The 17,702-nt window shown below is 62.3% G+C and carries 16 protein-coding genes; 3 read left to right on the top strand and 13 right to left on the bottom strand.

What is annotated here, in order from left to right; translation table 11 throughout:
* From ndhC to ACYCAX_RS00955, 12 genes are all read right to left on the bottom strand, one after another.
* Entirely contained in the window at positions 1 to 414 is a 414-nt protein-coding gene (ndhC, locus tag ACYCAX_RS01010; RefSeq protein WP_015477476.1) for an NADH-quinone oxidoreductase subunit A, read from the bottom strand.
* Between the two features lie 443 nt (positions 415 to 857).
* Positions 858 to 1,349, bottom strand: coding sequence for a DUF4442 domain-containing protein (locus tag ACYCAX_RS01005; protein ID WP_015477475.1), 492 nt, complete (start codon positions 1,347 to 1,349; stop codon positions 858 to 860).
* 175 nt (positions 1,350 to 1,524) lie between these two features.
* Positions 1,525 to 3,120: an isocitrate lyase gene (locus tag ACYCAX_RS01000; RefSeq protein ID WP_015477474.1), complete on the bottom strand. Its 1,596-nt coding sequence runs from the start codon at positions 3,118 to 3,120 to the stop codon at positions 1,525 to 1,527.
* A gap of 510 nt (positions 3,121 to 3,630) precedes the next feature.
* Entirely contained in the window at positions 3,631 to 4,446 is an 816-nt protein-coding gene (locus ACYCAX_RS00995; RefSeq protein WP_015477473.1) for a secretin N-terminal domain-containing protein, read from the bottom strand.
* A complete protein-coding gene (locus ACYCAX_RS00990; RefSeq protein WP_294972484.1) occupies positions 4,443 to 5,069 on the bottom strand; it encodes a DUF7931 domain-containing protein in 627 nt (208 codons plus the stop codon). Before ACYCAX_RS00990 ends, ACYCAX_RS00995 begins: the two co-directional genes overlap by 4 nt.
* Positions 5,070 to 5,078: 9 nt before the next feature.
* Complete coding sequence (locus ACYCAX_RS00985; protein WP_294972487.1) at positions 5,079 to 5,507, bottom strand: GNAT family N-acetyltransferase; 429 nt, start codon at positions 5,505 to 5,507, stop codon at positions 5,079 to 5,081.
* Positions 5,500 to 6,675 carry a ribosomal protein uL16 3-hydroxylase gene (locus ACYCAX_RS00980; RefSeq protein ID WP_015477470.1) on the bottom strand — a complete coding sequence of 392 codons (1,176 nt, stop codon included), beginning with the start codon at positions 6,673 to 6,675 and terminating at the stop codon, positions 5,500 to 5,502. Before ACYCAX_RS00980 ends, ACYCAX_RS00985 begins: the two co-directional genes overlap by 8 nt.
* Before the next feature lie 60 nt (positions 6,676 to 6,735).
* A complete protein-coding gene (purB, locus tag ACYCAX_RS00975) occupies positions 6,736 to 8,106 on the bottom strand; it encodes an adenylosuccinate lyase (protein WP_294972492.1) in 1,371 nt (456 codons plus the stop codon).
* A 95-nt stretch (positions 8,107 to 8,201) separates the two neighbouring features.
* Positions 8,202 to 8,822 carry a high frequency lysogenization protein HflD gene (gene hflD / locus ACYCAX_RS00970; protein ID WP_294972495.1) on the bottom strand — a complete coding sequence of 207 codons (621 nt, stop codon included), beginning with the start codon at positions 8,820 to 8,822 and terminating at the stop codon, positions 8,202 to 8,204.
* Positions 8,819 to 9,958, bottom strand: a complete 1,140-nt coding sequence (mnmA, locus tag ACYCAX_RS00965) for a tRNA 2-thiouridine(34) synthase MnmA (protein WP_162140830.1) — start codon at positions 9,956 to 9,958, stop codon at positions 8,819 to 8,821. The genes hflD and mnmA overlap by 4 nt, the downstream gene beginning before the upstream one ends.
* A gap of 72 nt (positions 9,959 to 10,030) precedes the next feature.
* Complete coding sequence (locus tag ACYCAX_RS00960) at positions 10,031 to 10,474, bottom strand: NUDIX hydrolase (RefSeq protein ID WP_294972500.1); 444 nt, start codon at positions 10,472 to 10,474, stop codon at positions 10,031 to 10,033.
* A gap of 101 nt (positions 10,475 to 10,575) precedes the next feature.
* Positions 10,576 to 12,798 carry an NADP-dependent isocitrate dehydrogenase gene (locus ACYCAX_RS00955; RefSeq protein WP_294972504.1) on the bottom strand — a complete coding sequence of 741 codons (2,223 nt, stop codon included), beginning with the start codon at positions 12,796 to 12,798 and terminating at the stop codon, positions 10,576 to 10,578.
* Positions 12,799 to 13,155: 357 nt separating this feature from the next.
* On the opposite strand from ACYCAX_RS00955, the gene icd reads away from it, so the two are divergent.
* Positions 13,156 to 14,409: an NADP-dependent isocitrate dehydrogenase gene (icd, locus tag ACYCAX_RS00950; protein WP_460247250.1), complete on the top strand. Its 1,254-nt coding sequence runs from the start codon at positions 13,156 to 13,158 to the stop codon at positions 14,407 to 14,409.
* Between the two features lie 67 nt (positions 14,410 to 14,476).
* Here icd and cspD read toward each other — a convergent pair whose 3' ends face one another.
* On the bottom strand, positions 14,477 to 14,752 hold the full coding sequence (gene cspD / locus ACYCAX_RS00945) for a cold shock domain-containing protein CspD (RefSeq protein WP_015477463.1): 276 nt from the start codon (positions 14,750 to 14,752) through the stop codon (positions 14,477 to 14,479).
* 226 nt (positions 14,753 to 14,978) lie between these two features.
* Between cspD and clpS the strand changes: the two genes are divergently transcribed.
* Positions 14,979 to 15,341 carry an ATP-dependent Clp protease adapter ClpS gene (gene clpS, locus ACYCAX_RS00940; protein WP_041711993.1) on the top strand — a complete coding sequence of 121 codons (363 nt, stop codon included), beginning with the start codon at positions 14,979 to 14,981 and terminating at the stop codon, positions 15,339 to 15,341.
* 28 nt (positions 15,342 to 15,369) lie between these two features.
* Complete coding sequence (gene clpA / locus ACYCAX_RS00935) at positions 15,370 to 17,643, top strand: ATP-dependent Clp protease ATP-binding subunit ClpA (RefSeq protein WP_015477461.1); 2,274 nt, start codon at positions 15,370 to 15,372, stop codon at positions 17,641 to 17,643.
* Positions 17,644 to 17,702 lie beyond the last annotated feature (59 nt).

The raw sequence follows: 17,702 nt of genomic DNA, 5'->3' as shown, positions 1-17,702 counted from the left end.
TCATTGTTTTAGCTTCGCCTGCCGTGCGCGACGTGCCGCCGGCGCCCAATCGAGCGCGCCGATACGCCACAGGTAGACAAGACCTGCCAACAGAATTGCTATGAAAATGGTTGCCTCGATCAGACCGGCCCAGCCGCTTTCACGGACGGACACTGACCAGGCGAAAAGGAAGAGGGCTTCGACGTCGAAGATCACGAAGAGCATCGCGACCAGATAGAATTTTGCCGACAGACGCAGGCGTGCGCTGCCGGTAGGAACGATCCCGGATTCGAACGGTTCGTTCTTGCTGCGACCAAATGCCTTACTGCCAAGCAGACTGGAAACCCCTAGCATGAAGCCGAGCAGGCCCAGCACTCCTAAAAGGAAGGCGGCGAGTCCCCAGTGTTGAGCTGCAAGTTCAGCTGGATTGGGCATGCCGATACTCCTTCCTACAAATAACGATTGTCTTGGGTTTCGGGCGCAAGGCCCGACTACTGCGAACCCGGCAACTCAAGGATAGCGAGCTAAGGGTTCAGGTCATCTTTCCAATTTTATGCCCAAAGCCTTCAGCAAGTAAATTTTTCCAACACAAACAGATGCTTCTAAAACGGGCAAAAGGCTTTTGCATTTCCGTAAGGCCACTGCCTGCGCGGTTCACAACGCCTAGTGTGCCGGCACTTCGGCTTTGGTCGAATAGTACTTTCGAGGTATTTGGCCGCAATAAATTGGCACCTCATAAATGATAAGTATTATCATTTGCGGTGTTGTATGTCCGTAACTTTACTACATATAAGCGGCGAGGCTCTTATTTCGCCGCTTCTTCGACATTCAATTATCCCTTTCCTGCTTTGTTGGACGACCCCTCCCTTCGGGGTGGTTCATTTCTTCTTGCTGACCCAGGCCCAGTGCATTTCGCAGCGAACCGGCTCGCCGCCGCTATCGTCCAGCAGGGTTACCGGGATCAGCGTGTCGCCTCGGTCATCCGTAAGCATGGCATGGCGCTGTTCCGGCGTCAGTGTGGCGATGGCGCGCAGCCCGCCGCTGGCGCGGCGCAGGTAGTCGACCTTGAGGGTCTTGATCAGTGGCAGTTTGTGGTCGGGCAGGTTCATGCCGACCATGCAGCCGCTGGCGGATTCGGCGAGCAGCGCCGTAGCGGCGGCATGCACGCCGCCAATGTGGTTCCGCACTTGACGATGGTTGGCCAGGCTCATTCGGACTTCGTCGCCGGACAGCTTCTGGATGCGCACCTTGGCGGTACCGGCGAAGCGCACCTGGGAGCAGAACAGGCGACTGAGCAGCGGTTCGTGAAGGAGGCGTGGCAGGCGCTGGATCAGGTGGGCGGCGAGGGCGAGGCGGTTGCGCTTGGGCATGGACTTTCCAGTTCTCGATGGAGGGAAGTCCGAGGCTGGCATGTCGATGCGGATCTGCCCTTGGCGGGCCGGAGGAGGGTGGCTGGCAATTGGGCCAAGCGGAAAAACAAAACCCCGGCGGATGCCGGGGTCTTGCGCTGCCTCCCGGCCCGAGGGGCCGGTCGAACCGGGTTCCTTAGTGGAACTGGTTCATGGTGTTGTCTTTACCCGAGGCTTTCAGAGCGGCTTCGCCAGCGAAGTACTCTTTGTGGTTGTCGCCGATGTCCGAGCCAGCCATGTTCTGGTGCTTGACGCAGGCGATGCCCTGACGCAATTCCTGACGCTGAACACCCTTCACGTAGGCCAGCATGCCCTGGTCGGCGAAGTAGCCCTTGGCCAGGTTGTCGGTGGACAGCGCGGCGGTGTGGTAGGTCGGCAGGGTGATCAGGTGGTGGAAGATGCCGGCGTGGGCGGAACCGTCACGCTGGAAGGTGCGGATCTTCTCGTCAGCAACCTGGGCCAGTTCGGTCTCGTCGTACTCGACGCTCATCAGCTTGGCGCGGTCGTAGGCGGAAACGTCCTTGCCTTCGGCGACGAACGCATCGAACACCTGCTGGCGGAAGTTCAGGGTCCAGTTGAAGGACGGGCTGTTGTTGTAAACCAGCTTGGCGTTCGGGATGACTTCGCGGATGCGGTCAACCATGCCCTTGATCTGGCCAACGTGCGGCTTCTCGGTTTCGATCCACAGCAGGTCGGCGCCGTTCTGCAGCGAGGTGATGCAGTCCAGGACGCAGCGGTCTTCGCCGGTGCCCTTGCGGAACTGGAACAGGTTGGAAGCCAGGCGCTTGGGACGCAGCAGCTTGCCGCCGCGGTTGATTACCACGTCGCCGTTCTGCAGCTCGGCGGCGCTGATCTCGTCGCAGTCAAGGAAGGAGTTGTACTGGTCGCCCAGGTCGCCCGGCTGCTTGGTCACGGCGATCTGCTTGGTCAGGCCGGCACCCAGGGAGTCGGTACGGGCAACGATCACGCCATCGTCAACACCCAGCTCGAGGAAGGCGTAGCGAACAGCGTTGATCTTGGCGAGGAAGTCTTCGTGCGGAACGGTCACTTTACCGTCCTGGTGGCCGCACTGCTTCTCATCGGAAACCTGGTTTTCGATCTGGATGCAGCAAGCGCCTGCTTCGATCATGCGCTTGGCCAGCAGGTAGGTGGCTTCCGGGTTGCCGAAGCCGGCGTCGATATCGGCGATGATCGGTACGACGTGGGTTTCGTAGCCGTCGATCTGAGCCTGGATCTCGTCCTGCTTGGCCTTGTCGCCAGCGGCGCGAGCGCTGTCCAGGGCGGTGAAGAGCAGATCCAGTTCGCGGGCGTCAGCCTGGCGCAGGAAAGTGTAGAGCTCTTCGATCAGGCCCGATACTGCGGTTTTCTCGTGCATGGACTGGTCGGGCAGCGGGCCGAAGTCGGAACGCAGCGCGGCAACCATCCAGCCGGACAGGTAGAGGTAGCGCTTGTTGGTGGTCTTCAGGTGCTTCTTGATCGAGATCAGCTTCTGCTGACCGATGAAGCCATGCCAGCAACCCAGCGACTGGGTATAGACGGAGGAGTCGGCGTCATACTCGGCCATGTCCTTGCGCATGATGGCCGCAGTGTACTTGGCGATGTCCAGACCAGTCTTGAAGCGGTTCTGAGCGCGCATGCGGGCAACCGACTCGGGGTTGATAGCGCTCCAGCTGTTGCCGGCTTTCTCTTTCAGGGCGGCAACGGCTTTGATGTCGTTTTGATAAGCTGACATGGTCAATCCTTCAAAGTATGTGTGTGGTTGAGCACCGACTTACCCACTCAAGACCTGTATCGAAACGGAATTGGCTGCGGGTTGCTCGCCGCGGGATGGCGAAGGGGCGACCGAAAGAAGGAGTGACGCTGGAGGAGTGGGGTGGCGCGGCGTACAGACTCGTGACTGCAGCGGTGACATCCAGAATCGCTTGCCGGCTCGTGGCAGCCGTTGGGCGATGGTGGACGGCTGAATCCGTCACTTCGTGCTGTTACTCAGGCTTGCTTCCCCGTCCCTCAGGACAACCTCTTGCCAGTCGCAACCTCGTCGATCCGCCTTGTGGGCTTAACAACACGGACCGGCGCGACGGGTGGGCCGCTGGCGCGATCCGGAGGGCTTTGAGGCCCTCTGGTTAGCGGGAGCGAGGCCATCATGCCCTTTCAAACGAGCGTTCGTCAAACGTTTTGTAGTGTTTTTTTTAGACTACTACACGAAGGTCTAACGAGGACCGGCAAGTCACCTTCGGAGGGGTTAGTCGAGGACTTCGACTTTCACCCGCAGGCTGCTGTCGTTGCGGCCCTGGGTGCTGTAGTGGCGGGCGAAACCGCTCTGGGTGCTCCGGTTGCTTTCGCTGACGCCGCCGATCTCGATCCATTGGCCGAGCGGGCCGCTGACCCGGGTTTCGGTGGCGCTGGTGTTCATCGAGCCCTGGTAGTTGCCGTTGAAGCGGTCGTTGCGGGTGCTCAGGGTGATGTGCGCGAGATTGCCGGTGAGGCTGACGGTCACGTACATGCCCTGGTTGGCGTCGCGGTATTCGGTCTGACTGTAGACCTGGCCGTAGGGGCCGATGCCCGCGTTGGTTACCGGCTGGCTCTGGCCGACCTGGATGAGCGCCGGCGAGCCTTCGGTGGCGCGCACTTGCTGGGTACCGCCGCCGCGGCTGTTGGTGGAGCGGTTGATGATGCGTACCTGGTCACGACCGTTCACTTCGCCACGGCCGCTCTGGATTTCCACGTTGCCGGCGCTGACCGAGCCGTTCACGGAATAGCCGCTCTGGTTGCCCTGGCTGTTGTCGCTGGTGTCGAGGCTGATGAGCAGTTGATGGGGGCGGGTGTCCAGTTGATTGAGCACCTGTTGCAGTTCGCGGATCTTTGCGGGTTCGGCGTTCACCACGAGCTGGTTGCCATAGGCGCTGACGCGTCCTTCGTTGCCCAGCACCGACTGCGCTACCGGCAGCACGTCTTCGGCGGTGCGGTAGTTGAGCGGAATGATCTCGGTGCGCGGTGCCGCGACGGCGGCGAGGCTGATGCCGCAGGCGAGAAGCAGGGCGAAAGGGCGTCGGCTCAAATCAGGAAACTCCGCAGGTTCGGGTCGAGCAGGCTGGTGTTCCAGGTTTGTTCGAACTGTGCCAGCAACTGACGGGTGCGACCGGGATTGTTGTAGTAGACGTAGCCGGCATGCTCGCCAGGCGCTGGCCGCAGCAGCAGGCCGCACTCGTCAGCCAGCAGGAAGGCGTGTTCTTCGCTCGGATAGTCGGGGTTGATCCGGCGGATCTGGCAGTAGCTGGAGAGGCGCCGGCTGAGGTTGAGCAGGCGATGGCCTTCCTTCACCGCGCGGCTGCTGTCGCGTACCAGGATCATCAGGCGATTGCGCGGATTGCCCAGCAGCAGTTGGGTGCAGGCCTCCTGGATGCTGCTGTGGTGGTACAGCCAGGGCTCCAGGTCGGGGGTGTAGAGGTAGAGTGTGCGCTGCGCCTGCTGCATCAGTGCCAGGGCGTGGGCGCGGGCGTCTTCGGGCTTGCTGAAGCGGTGCAACTGGTCATTCTTGCCGAGGCGAAACGGCGCAGGCTCCAGCGTCTCGGGTGGCAGCGCTTCGCTGGGTGGGTTGTGGATGGCGAAACGTCCCGGAGACTGGAACTCGATGTCCGGCAGTTCCACCGGGAGGTCGTCTTGCTCCGGGACGTTGTCCATTATGTTGCCTCAGTCGCTTTCGCGCACCATGTCCACGTGGGGGAGGCCGGCGTCGAGAAATTCGCCGCTGGCCACCTTGAAGCCTAGCCGTTCGTAGAAGGGAATGGCGTAGACCTGGGCGGTCAGCAATTGGCGTTTCAAGCCCTTGCGTTCGGCTTCCTCGATGGCGGCACGCATGAGCTGGTCGCCGACCTTCAGGCCGCGCCAGTCCTTGAGGACCGACACCCGGCCGATATGCCCGTCGGGCAGGAGGCGGGCGGTACCGATGGCGTAGTCACCTTCGAAGGCCAGGAAGTGCACGGCTTCGACGTCCTCGGCGTCCCATTCGAGTTCCGGCGGAACCGATTGCTCGGCGATGAACACTGCCTCGCGAATGCGCCGCAGGTCGGCATTATCCTTTTGCCAGTCCGCCACGCGAACCCTGATCTTGCTACTCATCGGCGAACTCCAGACTGCCTTGTTTGATCAGTTCTCCAACGAGCTTACGCCCATCCTCATCGGCCAGCCATTGGCCGAGATTCTCTTCGTGCAGCGATTGGGCCGAGCACACCAGCTTGAGCAGGTCGCGGAGCTTTTCCGGCAGGACCACGGTCTGGCCGCTGGCGAACAGCAGCAGGCCGACGTCCACTTCGCTCCAGGCCATGCGCGCGCTGGGGTTGCGGATCAGTACGGCGCCCTCGGCAATCGCGCTGGTCAGTTCGTCTTCCTCGATTTCCTCGCCGGCGACCAGTTCCGGGTAGCGCGGCTCGGTCATGAACTGGCCGAACCAGGTGAGCAGCAGGCGCTCGTCGCTCATGTGTTCCTGCAGCAGGTTTTTCAGGCGGTCGAGAGCGTCGCTCTGGATCTTGTGCTGGTCTTCGTCGCCCTTCACCGCACTCATGCCGGCGTCGCTGTAGCGCTCCTCGTCGGAGAGGAACTGGGCGAGGAAGTCGGTGAAGTGGGTCAGCACTTCGGCGGCGCTGGGGGCGCGGAAACCGACCGAGTAGGTCATGCAGTCGTCTTCGGCGATGCCGTAGTGGGCCACGCGCGGCGGCAGGTAGAGCATGTCGCCGGGCTCCAGCACCCATTCTGCGCTCTCTTCGAACTCGGCGAGGATGCGCAGGTCGGCGTGAGGCAGCATCGGGCTGCTGGCATCGCAGGTCTGGCCGATCTTCCAGCGGCGATGGCCGTGGCCCTGGAGGAGGAACACGTCGTAGTTGTCGAAGTGCGGGCCGACACCGCCGCCGGGGGCTGCGTAGCTGATCATCACGTCGTCGATGCGCCAGCTGGGCAGGAACTTGAAATGTTCCAGCAGTTCGGCGACTTCCGGGATGAACTGGTCGACGGCCTGCACCAGCAGGGTCCAGTCGCGCTCGGGCAGGTCCTTGAAGGTTTCTTCCTTGAACGGGCCGCGGCGCAGTTCCCACGGGCTGCCGCCGTGCTCGACGACGATGCGCGATTCGATCATCTCTTCCAGGGCCAGGCCGGCCAGTTCGTCAGGCTCCAGTGGGCTCTTGAAGTCGGGGATGGCCTGGCGCACCAGCAGAGGCTTTTTCTGCCAGTAATCGCGGAGGAATTCTTCGGCGCTGATGCCGCCCAAAAGCTGAAGAGGAATAACAGGATTCATGGTTAAGTCCTTGAAACAAAAACGCCCGGCACAGCCGGGCGTGCAAAGTCAGGGCGAATCTCAGATGCGCTTGGCCTGGGCGGCGGCGTTACCGATGTAGTTCGCGGGGGTCAGTTTCTTCAGCTCGGCCTTGGCTTCTGCCGGCATGTCGAGGCCTTCGATGAACACCTGCAGGGCTTCGGCGCTGATGCCTTTGCCGCGGGTCAGCTCCTTGAGTTTCTCGTAGGGGTTCTCGATGCCGTAGCGGCGCATGACGGTCTGTACCGGCTCGGCCAGGACTTCCCAGCAGGCGTCCAGGTCATCGGCGATGCGCGCGGCATTCAGCTCCAGCTTGCCGATGCCCTTGAGGCTGGCTTCGTAGGCGATGACGCTGTGGGCGAAGCCGACGCCCAGGTTACGCAGCACGGTGGAGTCGGTCAGGTCGCGCTGCCAGCGGGAGATCGGCAGCTTGCTGGCCAGGTGCTGGAGCAGGGCGTTGGCAATACCCAGGTTGCCTTCGGAGTTCTCGAAGTCGATCGGGTTGACCTTGTGCGGCATGGTCGAGGAGCCGATCTCGCCGGCGACGGTCTTCTGCTTGAAGTAGCCCAGGGAGATGTAGCCCCAGACGTCGCGATCGAAGTCGATGAGGATGGTGTTGAAGCGCGCCACTGCGTCGAACAGCTCGGCGATGTAGTCGTGCGGCTCGATCTGGGTGGTGTAGGGGTTCCAGTTCAGGCCCAGGTCACCTTCGATGAATTCGCGGGCGTTGGCTTCCCAATCCACTTGCGGGTAGGCGGACAGGTGGGCGTTGTAGTTGCCCACGGCGCCGTTGATCTTGCCCAGCAGTTCGACCGAGGCGACCTGCTTGATCTGGCGCTCCAGGCGGTAGACGACGTTGGCCAGTTCCTTGCCCAGGGTGGTCGGGGAGGCCGGCTGGCCGTGGGTGCGGGAGAGCATCGGCACTTCGGCGAACTGCACCGCCAGCTCGCGGATGGCGTCGGCGATCTGGCGCATCAGCGGCAGCAGCACGGTATCACGGCCTTCGCGCAGCATCAGGGCGTGGGACAGGTTGTTGATGTCCTCGGAGGTGCAGGCGAAGTGGATGAACTCGCTGACCTCGGCCAGTTCCGGCAGCTTGGCGGCTTGTTCCTTGAGCAGGTATTCCACGGCCTTGACGTCGTGGTTGGTGGTGCGCTCGATGTCCTTGATGCGCTGCGCGTGCTCCAACTGGAAGTCATCGGCCAGCTGATTCAGCAGGGCGTTGGCTTCGGCGGAGAAGGGGGCGACTTCAGGGATGCCGGCATGGGCGGCGAGACGCTGCAGCCAGCGAACCTCCACCAGGACGCGGAAACGGATCAGGCCGTATTCACTGAAGATCGGACGCAGGGCGCTGGTTTTGCTGCCGTAACGGCCGTCAACGGGGGAAACCGCGGTAAGGGAGGAAAGCTGCATGGGGCGTTCTCGTGGCTGGAGGTCAACGAAAAGGGCGCACATCATACACGAAAGTGGCGCTCCGGTCGCCTTTGCGGCGACCGGTAGAAGGTGTTTCAGCCGCGCAGCAGGGGGCGCAGCTCGTTGAGCATTTTCTTCCGGCTGAACAGCATCTGCCAGCGGTTGCCGCCGAGCTGTCGCCACAGGCGCGCGGAGCGGATGCCGGCCAGCAGCAGGGCGCGGATGCGTGCGGCGTTGGCGTTGATCTGCAGATGGCGCATGTCGCCGTGTACCTGGATGCGCTGGCGGAAGGTGCTCAGCGTGTCCTGGTAGAGGCCGGCGCAGGAGGCGATGACGTTCTCGTGGACCAGGCCGAAGTGCTGGACCTGCTGTTGGATCTGGTCGAGGCGGCTACCCATCAGGTCGAGCATGTCGTCGCGCTTGTTCAACTGGCGTTCCAGGCCGATCAGCGACAGGGCGTAGCGCAGTGGCTCGCGCTGCAGGCTGTTGGGGTCACGCTCCAGGGCACTGACCAGGGCGCGGAAGCCCTCGCGCAGGTTGGCGGTGTCGCCGCCGTAGACGTCGAGGGTGGTCTTCGGGTCGCGCACCAGCAGGCTGCCGAGCATGCAGCCCAGCGGTGCCTCGGGGATCTGCCCGGTGCGGGCGAGGCGGTCTACCAGAGAGGCGGCTTCGAAGACGCCGGAGAGGGCAATGATCTGGTCGTGCAGATCGCTCATTTACGGTCCTTAGCGAACGCGGGTTCTGCGGATTCGATGACGCCGCCGCCGAGGCAGATTTCGCCGTCGTAGAAGACCACGGACTGGCCCGGGGTCACGGCGCGCTGCGGCTCGTCGAAGACGGCGCGGTAGCCGTTCTCGGTGCGTTCCAGTGTGCAGTCCTGGTCGGCCTGGCGGTAGCGCACCTTGGCGCGCAGGACCTTGGGCTGGTCCAGGTCGATGGGGTTGACCCAGTAGATGTGCGAGGCGTGCAGGGCGCGGGAGAACAGCCACGGGTGGTCGTTGCCCTGGCCGACGACCAGGACGTTGCGCACCAGATCCTTCTCCAGCACGTACCAGGGGCTGTCGTCGGCGTTCTTCAGGCCGCCGATGCCCAGGCCCTGGCGCTGGCCGATGGTGTGGTACATCAGGCCGACATGCTTGCCGATGACGGTACCGTCGGTGGTCTCGATGTCACCCGGCTGGGCCGGCAGGTACTGCTTGAGGAAGTCGCTGAAACGGCGCTCGCCGATGAAGCAGATGCCGGTGGAGTCCTTCTTCTTCGCAGTGGCCAGGCCGTATTTCCCGGCGATGGCGCGGACCTCGGGCTTCTCCAGTTCGCCGACCGGGAACAGGGTCTTGCCGATCTGCTCGCCGCCGACAGCGTGCAGGAAGTAGCTCTGGTCCTTGTTCGGGTCCAGTCCCTTGAGCAGCTCGCTGCGCCCGTCGATATCGCGGCGGCGCACGTAGTGGCCGGTGGCGATCAGGTCGGCGCCCAGGGCCAGCGCGTAGTCGAGGAAAGCTTTGAACTTGATCTCGCGGTTGCAGAGGATGTCCGGATTCGGTGTGCGGCCGGCCTTGTACTCTTCGAGGAAGTGTTCGAAGACGTTGTCCCAGTATTCCGCGGCGAAATTGGCGGTGTGCAGCTGGATGCCGATACGGTCGCAGACGGCCTGGGCGTCGGCCAGGTCGGTCATGGCGGTGCAGTATTCGGTGCCGTCGTCCTCTTCCCAGTTCTTCATGAACAGGCCTTCCACCTGGTACCCCTGTTCCTTGAGGAGGAGGGCGGAGACGGAGGAATCCACGCCGCCAGACATACCGACAATGACGCGGGTGTTCTGGGGGCTTTTCAGCGAAGAAGGAGCGGAATCAGACATGGTGGCGCATCACGGGTGCAGGTAAAGGCGGAGATTCTACCAGAGCCGGGCGGCAGAGGCGCTGCTTGCGCATCAGGCCTTGATCAGACTGAGCGGATAGCGCTCGCCCCGCAGATAGTCGTCGATGCAGCGCAGCACCAGATGGCTGCGCCAGCGCTCGGGTTGCGCGGCGAGTTCGTCGCGGGTCATCCAGCGGGCGCCGAGGATGCCGTCGTCCAGTGCGCGCTCGGGGTGGTGGCGCAAGGGGCGGGCGGCGAAGCATACACGCTGGTAGGTCACGCCGTTGCTCGGCGCAGTGTAGAGGTAGATGCCGGTGACAGCGGTCAGCTCCACGGCCCAGCCGGTTTCCTCGAGGGTTTCGCGTTCGGCGGCCTCGATGAGGGTTTCGTTGGCTTCCAGGTGGCCGGCGGGCTGGTTGAAGACCTGCTTTTTGTCAGCGGACATTTCTTCCACCAGCAGGAAGCGGCCCTGGTCTTCGACGATGGTGGCGACGGTGACGTGTGCTAGCCAGCGCATGGTTGCGATCTCGTTAGGTCGGAAGGCGCGAGTTTAACGTGGCGGGGTGCGGAAAGCAGAACCCCGGGCAGGCCCGGGGTTCTGGTGTCACGCGAAGCGGCTTACGCCAGTGCGTCGATTGCGGCGTTGAAGGTCGCACTCGGGCGCATGACCTGCGAGGTCAGCTCCGGGTTGGAGCGGTAGTAACCGCCGATGTCGGCCGGCTTGCCCTGGACGCCGTTCAGTTCGGCGACGATGGTCGCTTCCTGCTCGGTCAGGGTCTTGGCCAGTGCGCTGAAGTGGGCCTTCAGTTCGGCGTCGTCGTTCTGCGCGGCCAGGGCCTGGGCCCAGTACATCGCCAGGTAGAAGTGGCTGCCGCGGTTGTCGATTTCACCAACCTTGCGCGACGGCGACTTGTTGTTGTCCAGCAGCTTGCCGGTGGCTTCGTCGAGGGTCTTGCTCAGGACCTTGGCCTTGGCGTTGCCGGTCTTGATGCCTTCTTCCTCGAAGGAGACGGCCAGGGCCAGGAACTCGCCCAGGGAGTCCCAGCGCAGGTAGTTCTCTTCCACCAGCTGCTGTACGTGCTTGGGCGCCGAACCGCCGGCGCCGGTCTCGTACATGCCGCCGCCGGCCATCAGCGGAACGATGGACAGCATCTTGGCCGAGGTGCCCAGCTCCATGATCGGGAACAGGTCGGTCAGGTAGTCGCGCAGGATGTTGCCGGTCACGGAGATGGTGTCCAGGCCGCGGATCTGGCGCTCCATGCTGGTACGGATGGCTTCGTTGTAGTCCTTGATGCTGATGTTCAGGCCGGTCAGGTCGTAGTCCTGCAGGTACAGCTCGACCTTCTTGCGCAGCTCATTGTCGTGGGCGCGCTCCGGGTCCAGCCAGAAGATGGCCGGGGTGTTGGACTGGCGGGCGCGGGTGACGGCCAGCTTGACCCAGTCGCGGATCGGGGCGTCCTTGGTCTGGCAGGCGCGCCAGATGTCGCCGGCCTGTACTTCGTGCTGCATCAGTACCTTGCCGTCGGCGTCGACCACGCGCATGGTGCCATCGGCTTCCATCTCGAAGGTCTTGTCGTGGGAGCCATACTCCTCGGCCTTCTGTGCCATCAGGCCGACGTTCGGCACGCTGCCCATGGTGGTCGGGTCGAAGGCGCCGTTGGTCTTGCAGAAGTTGATCATCTCCTGGTACATGCGGGCGTAGGTGCTTTCCGGCATTACCGCCTTGGTGTCCTTCTGCTTGCCGTCCTTGCCCCACATCTGGCCGGAGTTGCGGATCATCGCCGGCATGGAGGCGTCGACGATCACGTCGCTGGGGATGTGCAGGTTGGTGATGCCCTTGACCGAGTCGACCATCGCCATTTCCGGGCGGTGGCTGTACACCTCGTGGATGTCGTGGAGGATTTCTTCCTGCTGCGAGGCGGGCAGCGACTTGATCTTGTCGTAAACGCTGGAAATGCCGTTGTTCGGGTTCACGCCCAGCTCTTCGAACAGCTTGCCGTACTTGTCGAACACGTCCTTGTAGTAGACGGTCACGGCGTGGCCGAAGACGATCGGGTGGGAGATCTTCATCATGGTCGCCTTGACGTGCAGGGACCACATGACGCCGGTTTCCTTGCAGTCCTGCAGGGTCTTCTCGAAGAAGTCGCGCAGCTTGCCGCAGCTCATGAACATGCTGTCGAGGACTTCGCCTTCCTGCATCTTCAGGGTCTTCTTGACCTCGACCTTGCCGTCCTTGCCGACGAACTCGAGACGGACGTCACCGGCCTTCGGAATGGTCACCGACTGCTCGCTGGAGAAGAAGTCGCCACCGCGCATGTAGTCGGCGTGGGAGCGCGAAGCCATGCTCCACTTGCCCATGCTGTGCGGGTGCTTGCGGGCGTAGGCTTTCACGGCGGCGGGGGCGCGGCGGTCGGAGTTGCCTTCGCGCAGGACCGGGTTCACGGCGCTGCCCAGGACCTTGGCGTAGCGCGCGCGGGTGTCGTTTTCTTCGTCGGTCTGCGGGTCTTCCGGGAGGTCCGGAACGGCGTAGCCCAGCTTCTGCAGCTCGGCGATGGCGCCCTTGAGCTGCGGTACCGAAGCGGAGATGTTCGGCAGCTTGATGATGTTGGCTTCGGGGACGGTGGCCAGTTGGGCCAGGTAGGCCAGGTCGTCTTCGATGGCCTGGTCGCCGAGTTTGTCGGCGAAGGAGGCCAGGATGCGGCCTGCAAGAGAGATGTCGCGGGTTTCTACGTCGATGCCGGCGGAGGCGGCGAAGGCTTTTACGATGGGAAGAAGCGAATAGGTGGCAAGGGCGGGTGCTTCGTCGGTGAAGGTGTAGGTGATCTTCGAGCGGATGGACATCTCGTTCTAACTCTCTTCTTTGCTGGGCGCGCACAGAGTCTCGAATCGCGTTGGTACACGCTTGCGTTCAACGAAGTGGTTGATCGACCTTCGAGAATTGCCGCGGGGATATTGGGGCGCCAGTAGAGCGTTGTACGACGGGTTCCTGGTGTGGACTCCGCCGTTGCGAGGGGAGAGAGTCTGGTCCCAGACTGCTCGGACCTCGATGACCATTAAGTCATGCCGACCAGTATACCACCCTAATGGCAGGGTTTACGCGTGCGCCGTTTTTAGACTAAGGAAGATGTAGTTCGATTGCCTTCTTGTGGGCTACCCTAATGGGCTGCAAGAGGGTTTAACCACAACGCGGAGTTCAGCATGGGATACCAAAAGATCCAGGTGCCGGCCGGTGACAAAATCACCGTCAACGCCGATATGTCCTTGAATGTACCGAAGAACCCGATCATCCCGTTCATCGAGGGTGATGGCATTGGCGCCGACATCAGCCCGGTCATGATCAAGGTCGTCGACGCTGCCGTCGAGAAAGCCTACAAAGGCGAGCGCAAGATCGCGTGGATGGAAGTCTATGCGGGCGAGAAGGCCACCCAGGTCTATGATCAGGACACCTGGCTGCCCCAGGAAACCCTGGATGCCGTTCGCGACTACGTCGTGTCCATCAAAGGGCCGCTGACCACTCCGGTGGGTGGCGGTATCCGCTCGCTGAACGTAGCACTGCGCCAGCAGCTCGACCTCTATGTCTGCCTGCGCCCGGTGCGTTGGTTCGAAGGTGTGCCGAGCCCGGTGAAGAAGCCTGGTGACGTGGACATGGTGATCTTCCGCGAGAACTCCGAAGACATCTATGCCGGCGTCGAGTGGAAGGCCGGCACGCCCGAGGCTCAGAAGATCATCAAGTTCCTCACCGAGGAAATGGGCGTCAAGAAGATCCGCTTCACCGACAACTGCGGTATCGGCATCAAGCCGGTTTCCCTGGAAGGTACCAAACGCCTGGTGCGCAAGGCCCTGCAGTATGCCGTGGACAATGATCGCAGCTCCGTGACCATCGTTCACAAGGGCAACATCATGAAGTTCACCGAAGGTGCCTTCAAGGACTGGGGCTACGAGCTGGCCCGTGACGAGTTCGGCGCCGAGCTGCTCGACGGCGGCCCGTGGATGCAGTTCAAGAATCCCAACACCGGCAAGAGCATCGTGGTGAAGGACGTGATCGCCGACGCCATGCTGCAGCAGATCCTGCTGCGTCCGGCCGAGTACGACGTGATCGCCACCCTCAACCTGAACGGCGACTACCTGTCCGACGCCCTGGCGGCGGAGGTGGGCGGCATCGGCATTGCGCCGGGCGCCAACCTGTCCGACTCGGTGGCCATGTTCGAGGCGACCCACGGCACCGCACCCAAGTATGCGGGGCTCGACAAGGTGAATCCGGGTTCGGTGATCCTCTCTGCCGAGATGATGCTGCGCCACATGGGCTGGCCGGAAGCGGCCGACCTGATCATCAAGGGTGTGAACGGCGCCATCGCGGCCAGAACTGTAACCTATGATTTCGAGCGCCTGATGGAAGGCGCCAAGCTGCTGTCCTGCTCGGAGTTCGGTGACGCGATCATCGCCAAGATGTAATCCGGGTGACACGCTCATAAAAAAGGCCGGCTGATGCCGGCCTTTTCATTCTGCTGATCCGGGGGGATCAGGCCTCTGCCGTGATGTTCTGGATCTCGCTGCTCGGGGCAGTCTGGGCGGAGGGAATGGATGCGTTGGCGTTGATGGGTTGGATGTTGACCGCATGCAACCCCTTCGGACCTTGCAGGATCTCGAAGCTGACGGGCTGGCCGGCCTTGAGTGTCTTGTAGCCATCCATCTGGATCGCCGAGTAATGAGCGAACAGGTCCTCATCTCGGCCTTCAGCCAGGATGAATCCATAGCCCTTGGCGTTGTTGAACCACTTGACCTTACCGCTGAGCATGCTGATATCCCTCTGCAAAGGACTCCATCGCTGGAGTATCATCCACTACTATTCCGCTTCAGCCTTTAACGAGACTGGCGTCCGGAACTCCTGATACCCTCCGGGGGTATCCTTTGGTTGTAACACCCTTTTGCCGTTAGTCAAGGCGGCATCGTCTGGGCCTGAGAGGCGATTCAAACTCCAGTCGGCCCCCTCATTCACCCACTCGCAAAGCTTTTATTCCAGCATGCATGCAAGTAGCCAGATTCGACTAACATTCAATCAGGACCGCCCGGATCCATTGGAAGACGAAGGGACGGGGCTCGCGGTCGAGGAATCCAAGCCTGCGCTGAAAGCACCGTCCATGTATCGGGTCATCATGTTCAACGATGATTACACCCCGATGGATTTCGTGGTCGAGGTGCTCGAGCTGTACTTCAACATGAACCGTGAGCAGGCAACCAAGGTCATGTTGACCGTGCATACTCAAGGCAAGGCGCACTGCGGGACCTTTACCCGTGATGTCGCGGAAACCAAAGCCATGCAGGTCAATCAATATGCGAGGGAGAGCCAACATCCACTGTTGTGCGAAATAGAGAAAGAAGGTTGATGCGGATGTTTGGGAGCGAGGTGAAGTCATGTTGAATCGAGAGCTCGAAGTCACCCTCAATCTCGCCTTCAAGGAGGCGCGGGCGAAACGGCATGAGTTCATGACCGTTGAGCACTTGCTGTTGGCGCTTCTGGACAATGAAGCTGCCGCAACGGTCCTGAGAGCGTGTGGAGCCAATCTGGACAAGCTGCGGCGAGACCTGCAGGAGTTCATCGACTCCACCACGCCGCTGATCCCCCAGCATGATGAGGATCGCGAGACCCAGCCGACCCTGGGCTTCCAGCGCGTATTGCAGCGCGCGGTGTTTCACGTTCAGAGCTCCGGCAAGCGCGAAGTGACCGGCGCCAACGTGCTGGTGGCCATCTTCAGCGAACAGGAAAGCCAGGCGGTGTTCCTGCTCAAGCAGCAAAGCGTTGCACGGATCGACGTGGTCAACTACATCGCCCACGGTATCTCCAAGGTGCCGGGCCATGCCGAGCAGCAGGACAGCGAACAGGACATGCAGGACGAAGAGGGCGGCGAGTCATCCACCTCCAGCCATCCGCTGGATGCCTATGCCAGCAACCTGAACGATCTGGCGCGCCAGGGGCGCATCGATCCGCTGGTTGGCCGCGAGTCGGAAGTCGAGCGCGTCGCGCAGATCCTCGCGCGCCGTCGCAAGAACAACCCGCTGCTGGTCGGCGAGGCGGGCGTCGGCAAGACCGCTATCGCCGAAGGTCTGGCCAAGCGCATCGTCGATGGCCAGGTGCCGGATTTGCTGTCCGACAGCGTCGTCTACTCCCTGGATCTGGGGGCATTGCTGGCGGGTACCAAGTACCGTGGCGACTTCGAAAAGCGCTTCAAGGCACTGCTCAATGAGCTGCGCAAGCGGCCGCATGCGGTGCTGTTCATCGACGAAATCCACACCATCATCGGTGCCGGCGCGGCGTCGGGCGGGGTGATGGATGCCTCCAACCTGCTCAAGCCGCTGCTGTCTTCCGGAGAGATCCGCTGCATCGGCTCGACTACCTTCCAGGAGTTCCGTGGCATCTTCGAGAAGGATCGCGCGCTGGCTCGCCGCTTCCAGAAGGTCGACGTCACCGAGCCGTCCATCGAGGACACCGTCGGTATCCTCAAGGGGCTGAAGCCACGCTTCGAGCAGCACCACCATATCGAGTACAGCGATGAAGCGCTGCGCGCCGCCGCCGAGCTGGCCGCCCGCTACATCAATGACCGGCACATGCCGGACAAGGCCATCGACGTGATCGACGAAGCGGGTGCCTACCAGCGCCTGCAGCCCGAAGAGAAGCGTGTGAAGCGCATCGAGGTGCCGCAGGTCGAGGACATCGTCGCGAAGATCGCGCGGATTCCGCCCAAGCACGTGTCCAGCTCCGATAAAGAGCTGCTGCGCAACCTCGAGCGTGACTTGAAGCTGACCGTGTTCGGTCAGGCGGCGGCCATCGAATCGCTGTCCACGGCTATCAAGTTGTCGCGCGCCGGTCTCAAGTCGCCGGACAAGCCCGTCGGCTCGTTCCTGTTCTCCGGCCCGACAGGGGTGGGCAAGACCGAGGTGGCTCGCCAGTTGGCCAAGGCGCTGGGCGTGGAGCTGGTGCGCTTCGACATGTCCGAGTACATGGAGCGGCATACCGTGTCTCGTCTGATCGGCGCGCCTCCGGGCTACGTCGGCTTCGACCAGGGCGGCCTGCTCACCGAGGCGATCACCAAGACTCCACATTGCGTGCTGCTGCTGGACGAGATCGAGAAGGCGCATCCGGAAGTCTTCAACCTGCTGCTGCAGGTAATGGATCACGGCACCCTGACCGACAACAACGGGCGCAAGGCGGACTTCCGCAATGTCATCCTGATCATGACCACCAACGCGGGCGCGGAAACCGCGGCGCGGGCCTCCATCGGCTTCACGCTGCAGGATCACTCGACCGACGCGATGGAAGTGATCAAGAAGAGCTTCACGCCGGAGTTCCGCAACCGCCTGGATACCATCATCCAGTTCGGTCGTCTCAGTCACGAGACCATCAAGAGCATTGTCGACAAGTTCCTCACCGAGCTGCAGGCGCAGTTGGAGGACAAGCACGTGCAGATCGAGGTCAGCGATGCGGCGCGTGGCTGGTTGGCGGACAAGGGCTACGATCCGCAGATGGGCGCGCGCCCGATGGCGCGGCTGATCCAGGACAAGATCAAGCGGCCGCTGGCTGAGGAGATCCTGTTCGGCGAACTGGCCGAGCATGGGGGGGTGGCCCATGTGGATCTGAAGGATGGCGAGCTGGCCTTCGAGTTCGAGGTGATCGCCGCGGAGCCGGCCTGACGAGCATCAGGCTCAAACGAAAACGCCCGGCAATGCCGGGCGTTTTTATATATGCCGGC

Source organism: Pseudomonas sp. MT3, from assembly GCF_054720805.1.
Note: the sequence above shows the minus strand (reverse complement) of the source record. Positions and strands in the feature narration are given on the sequence as shown.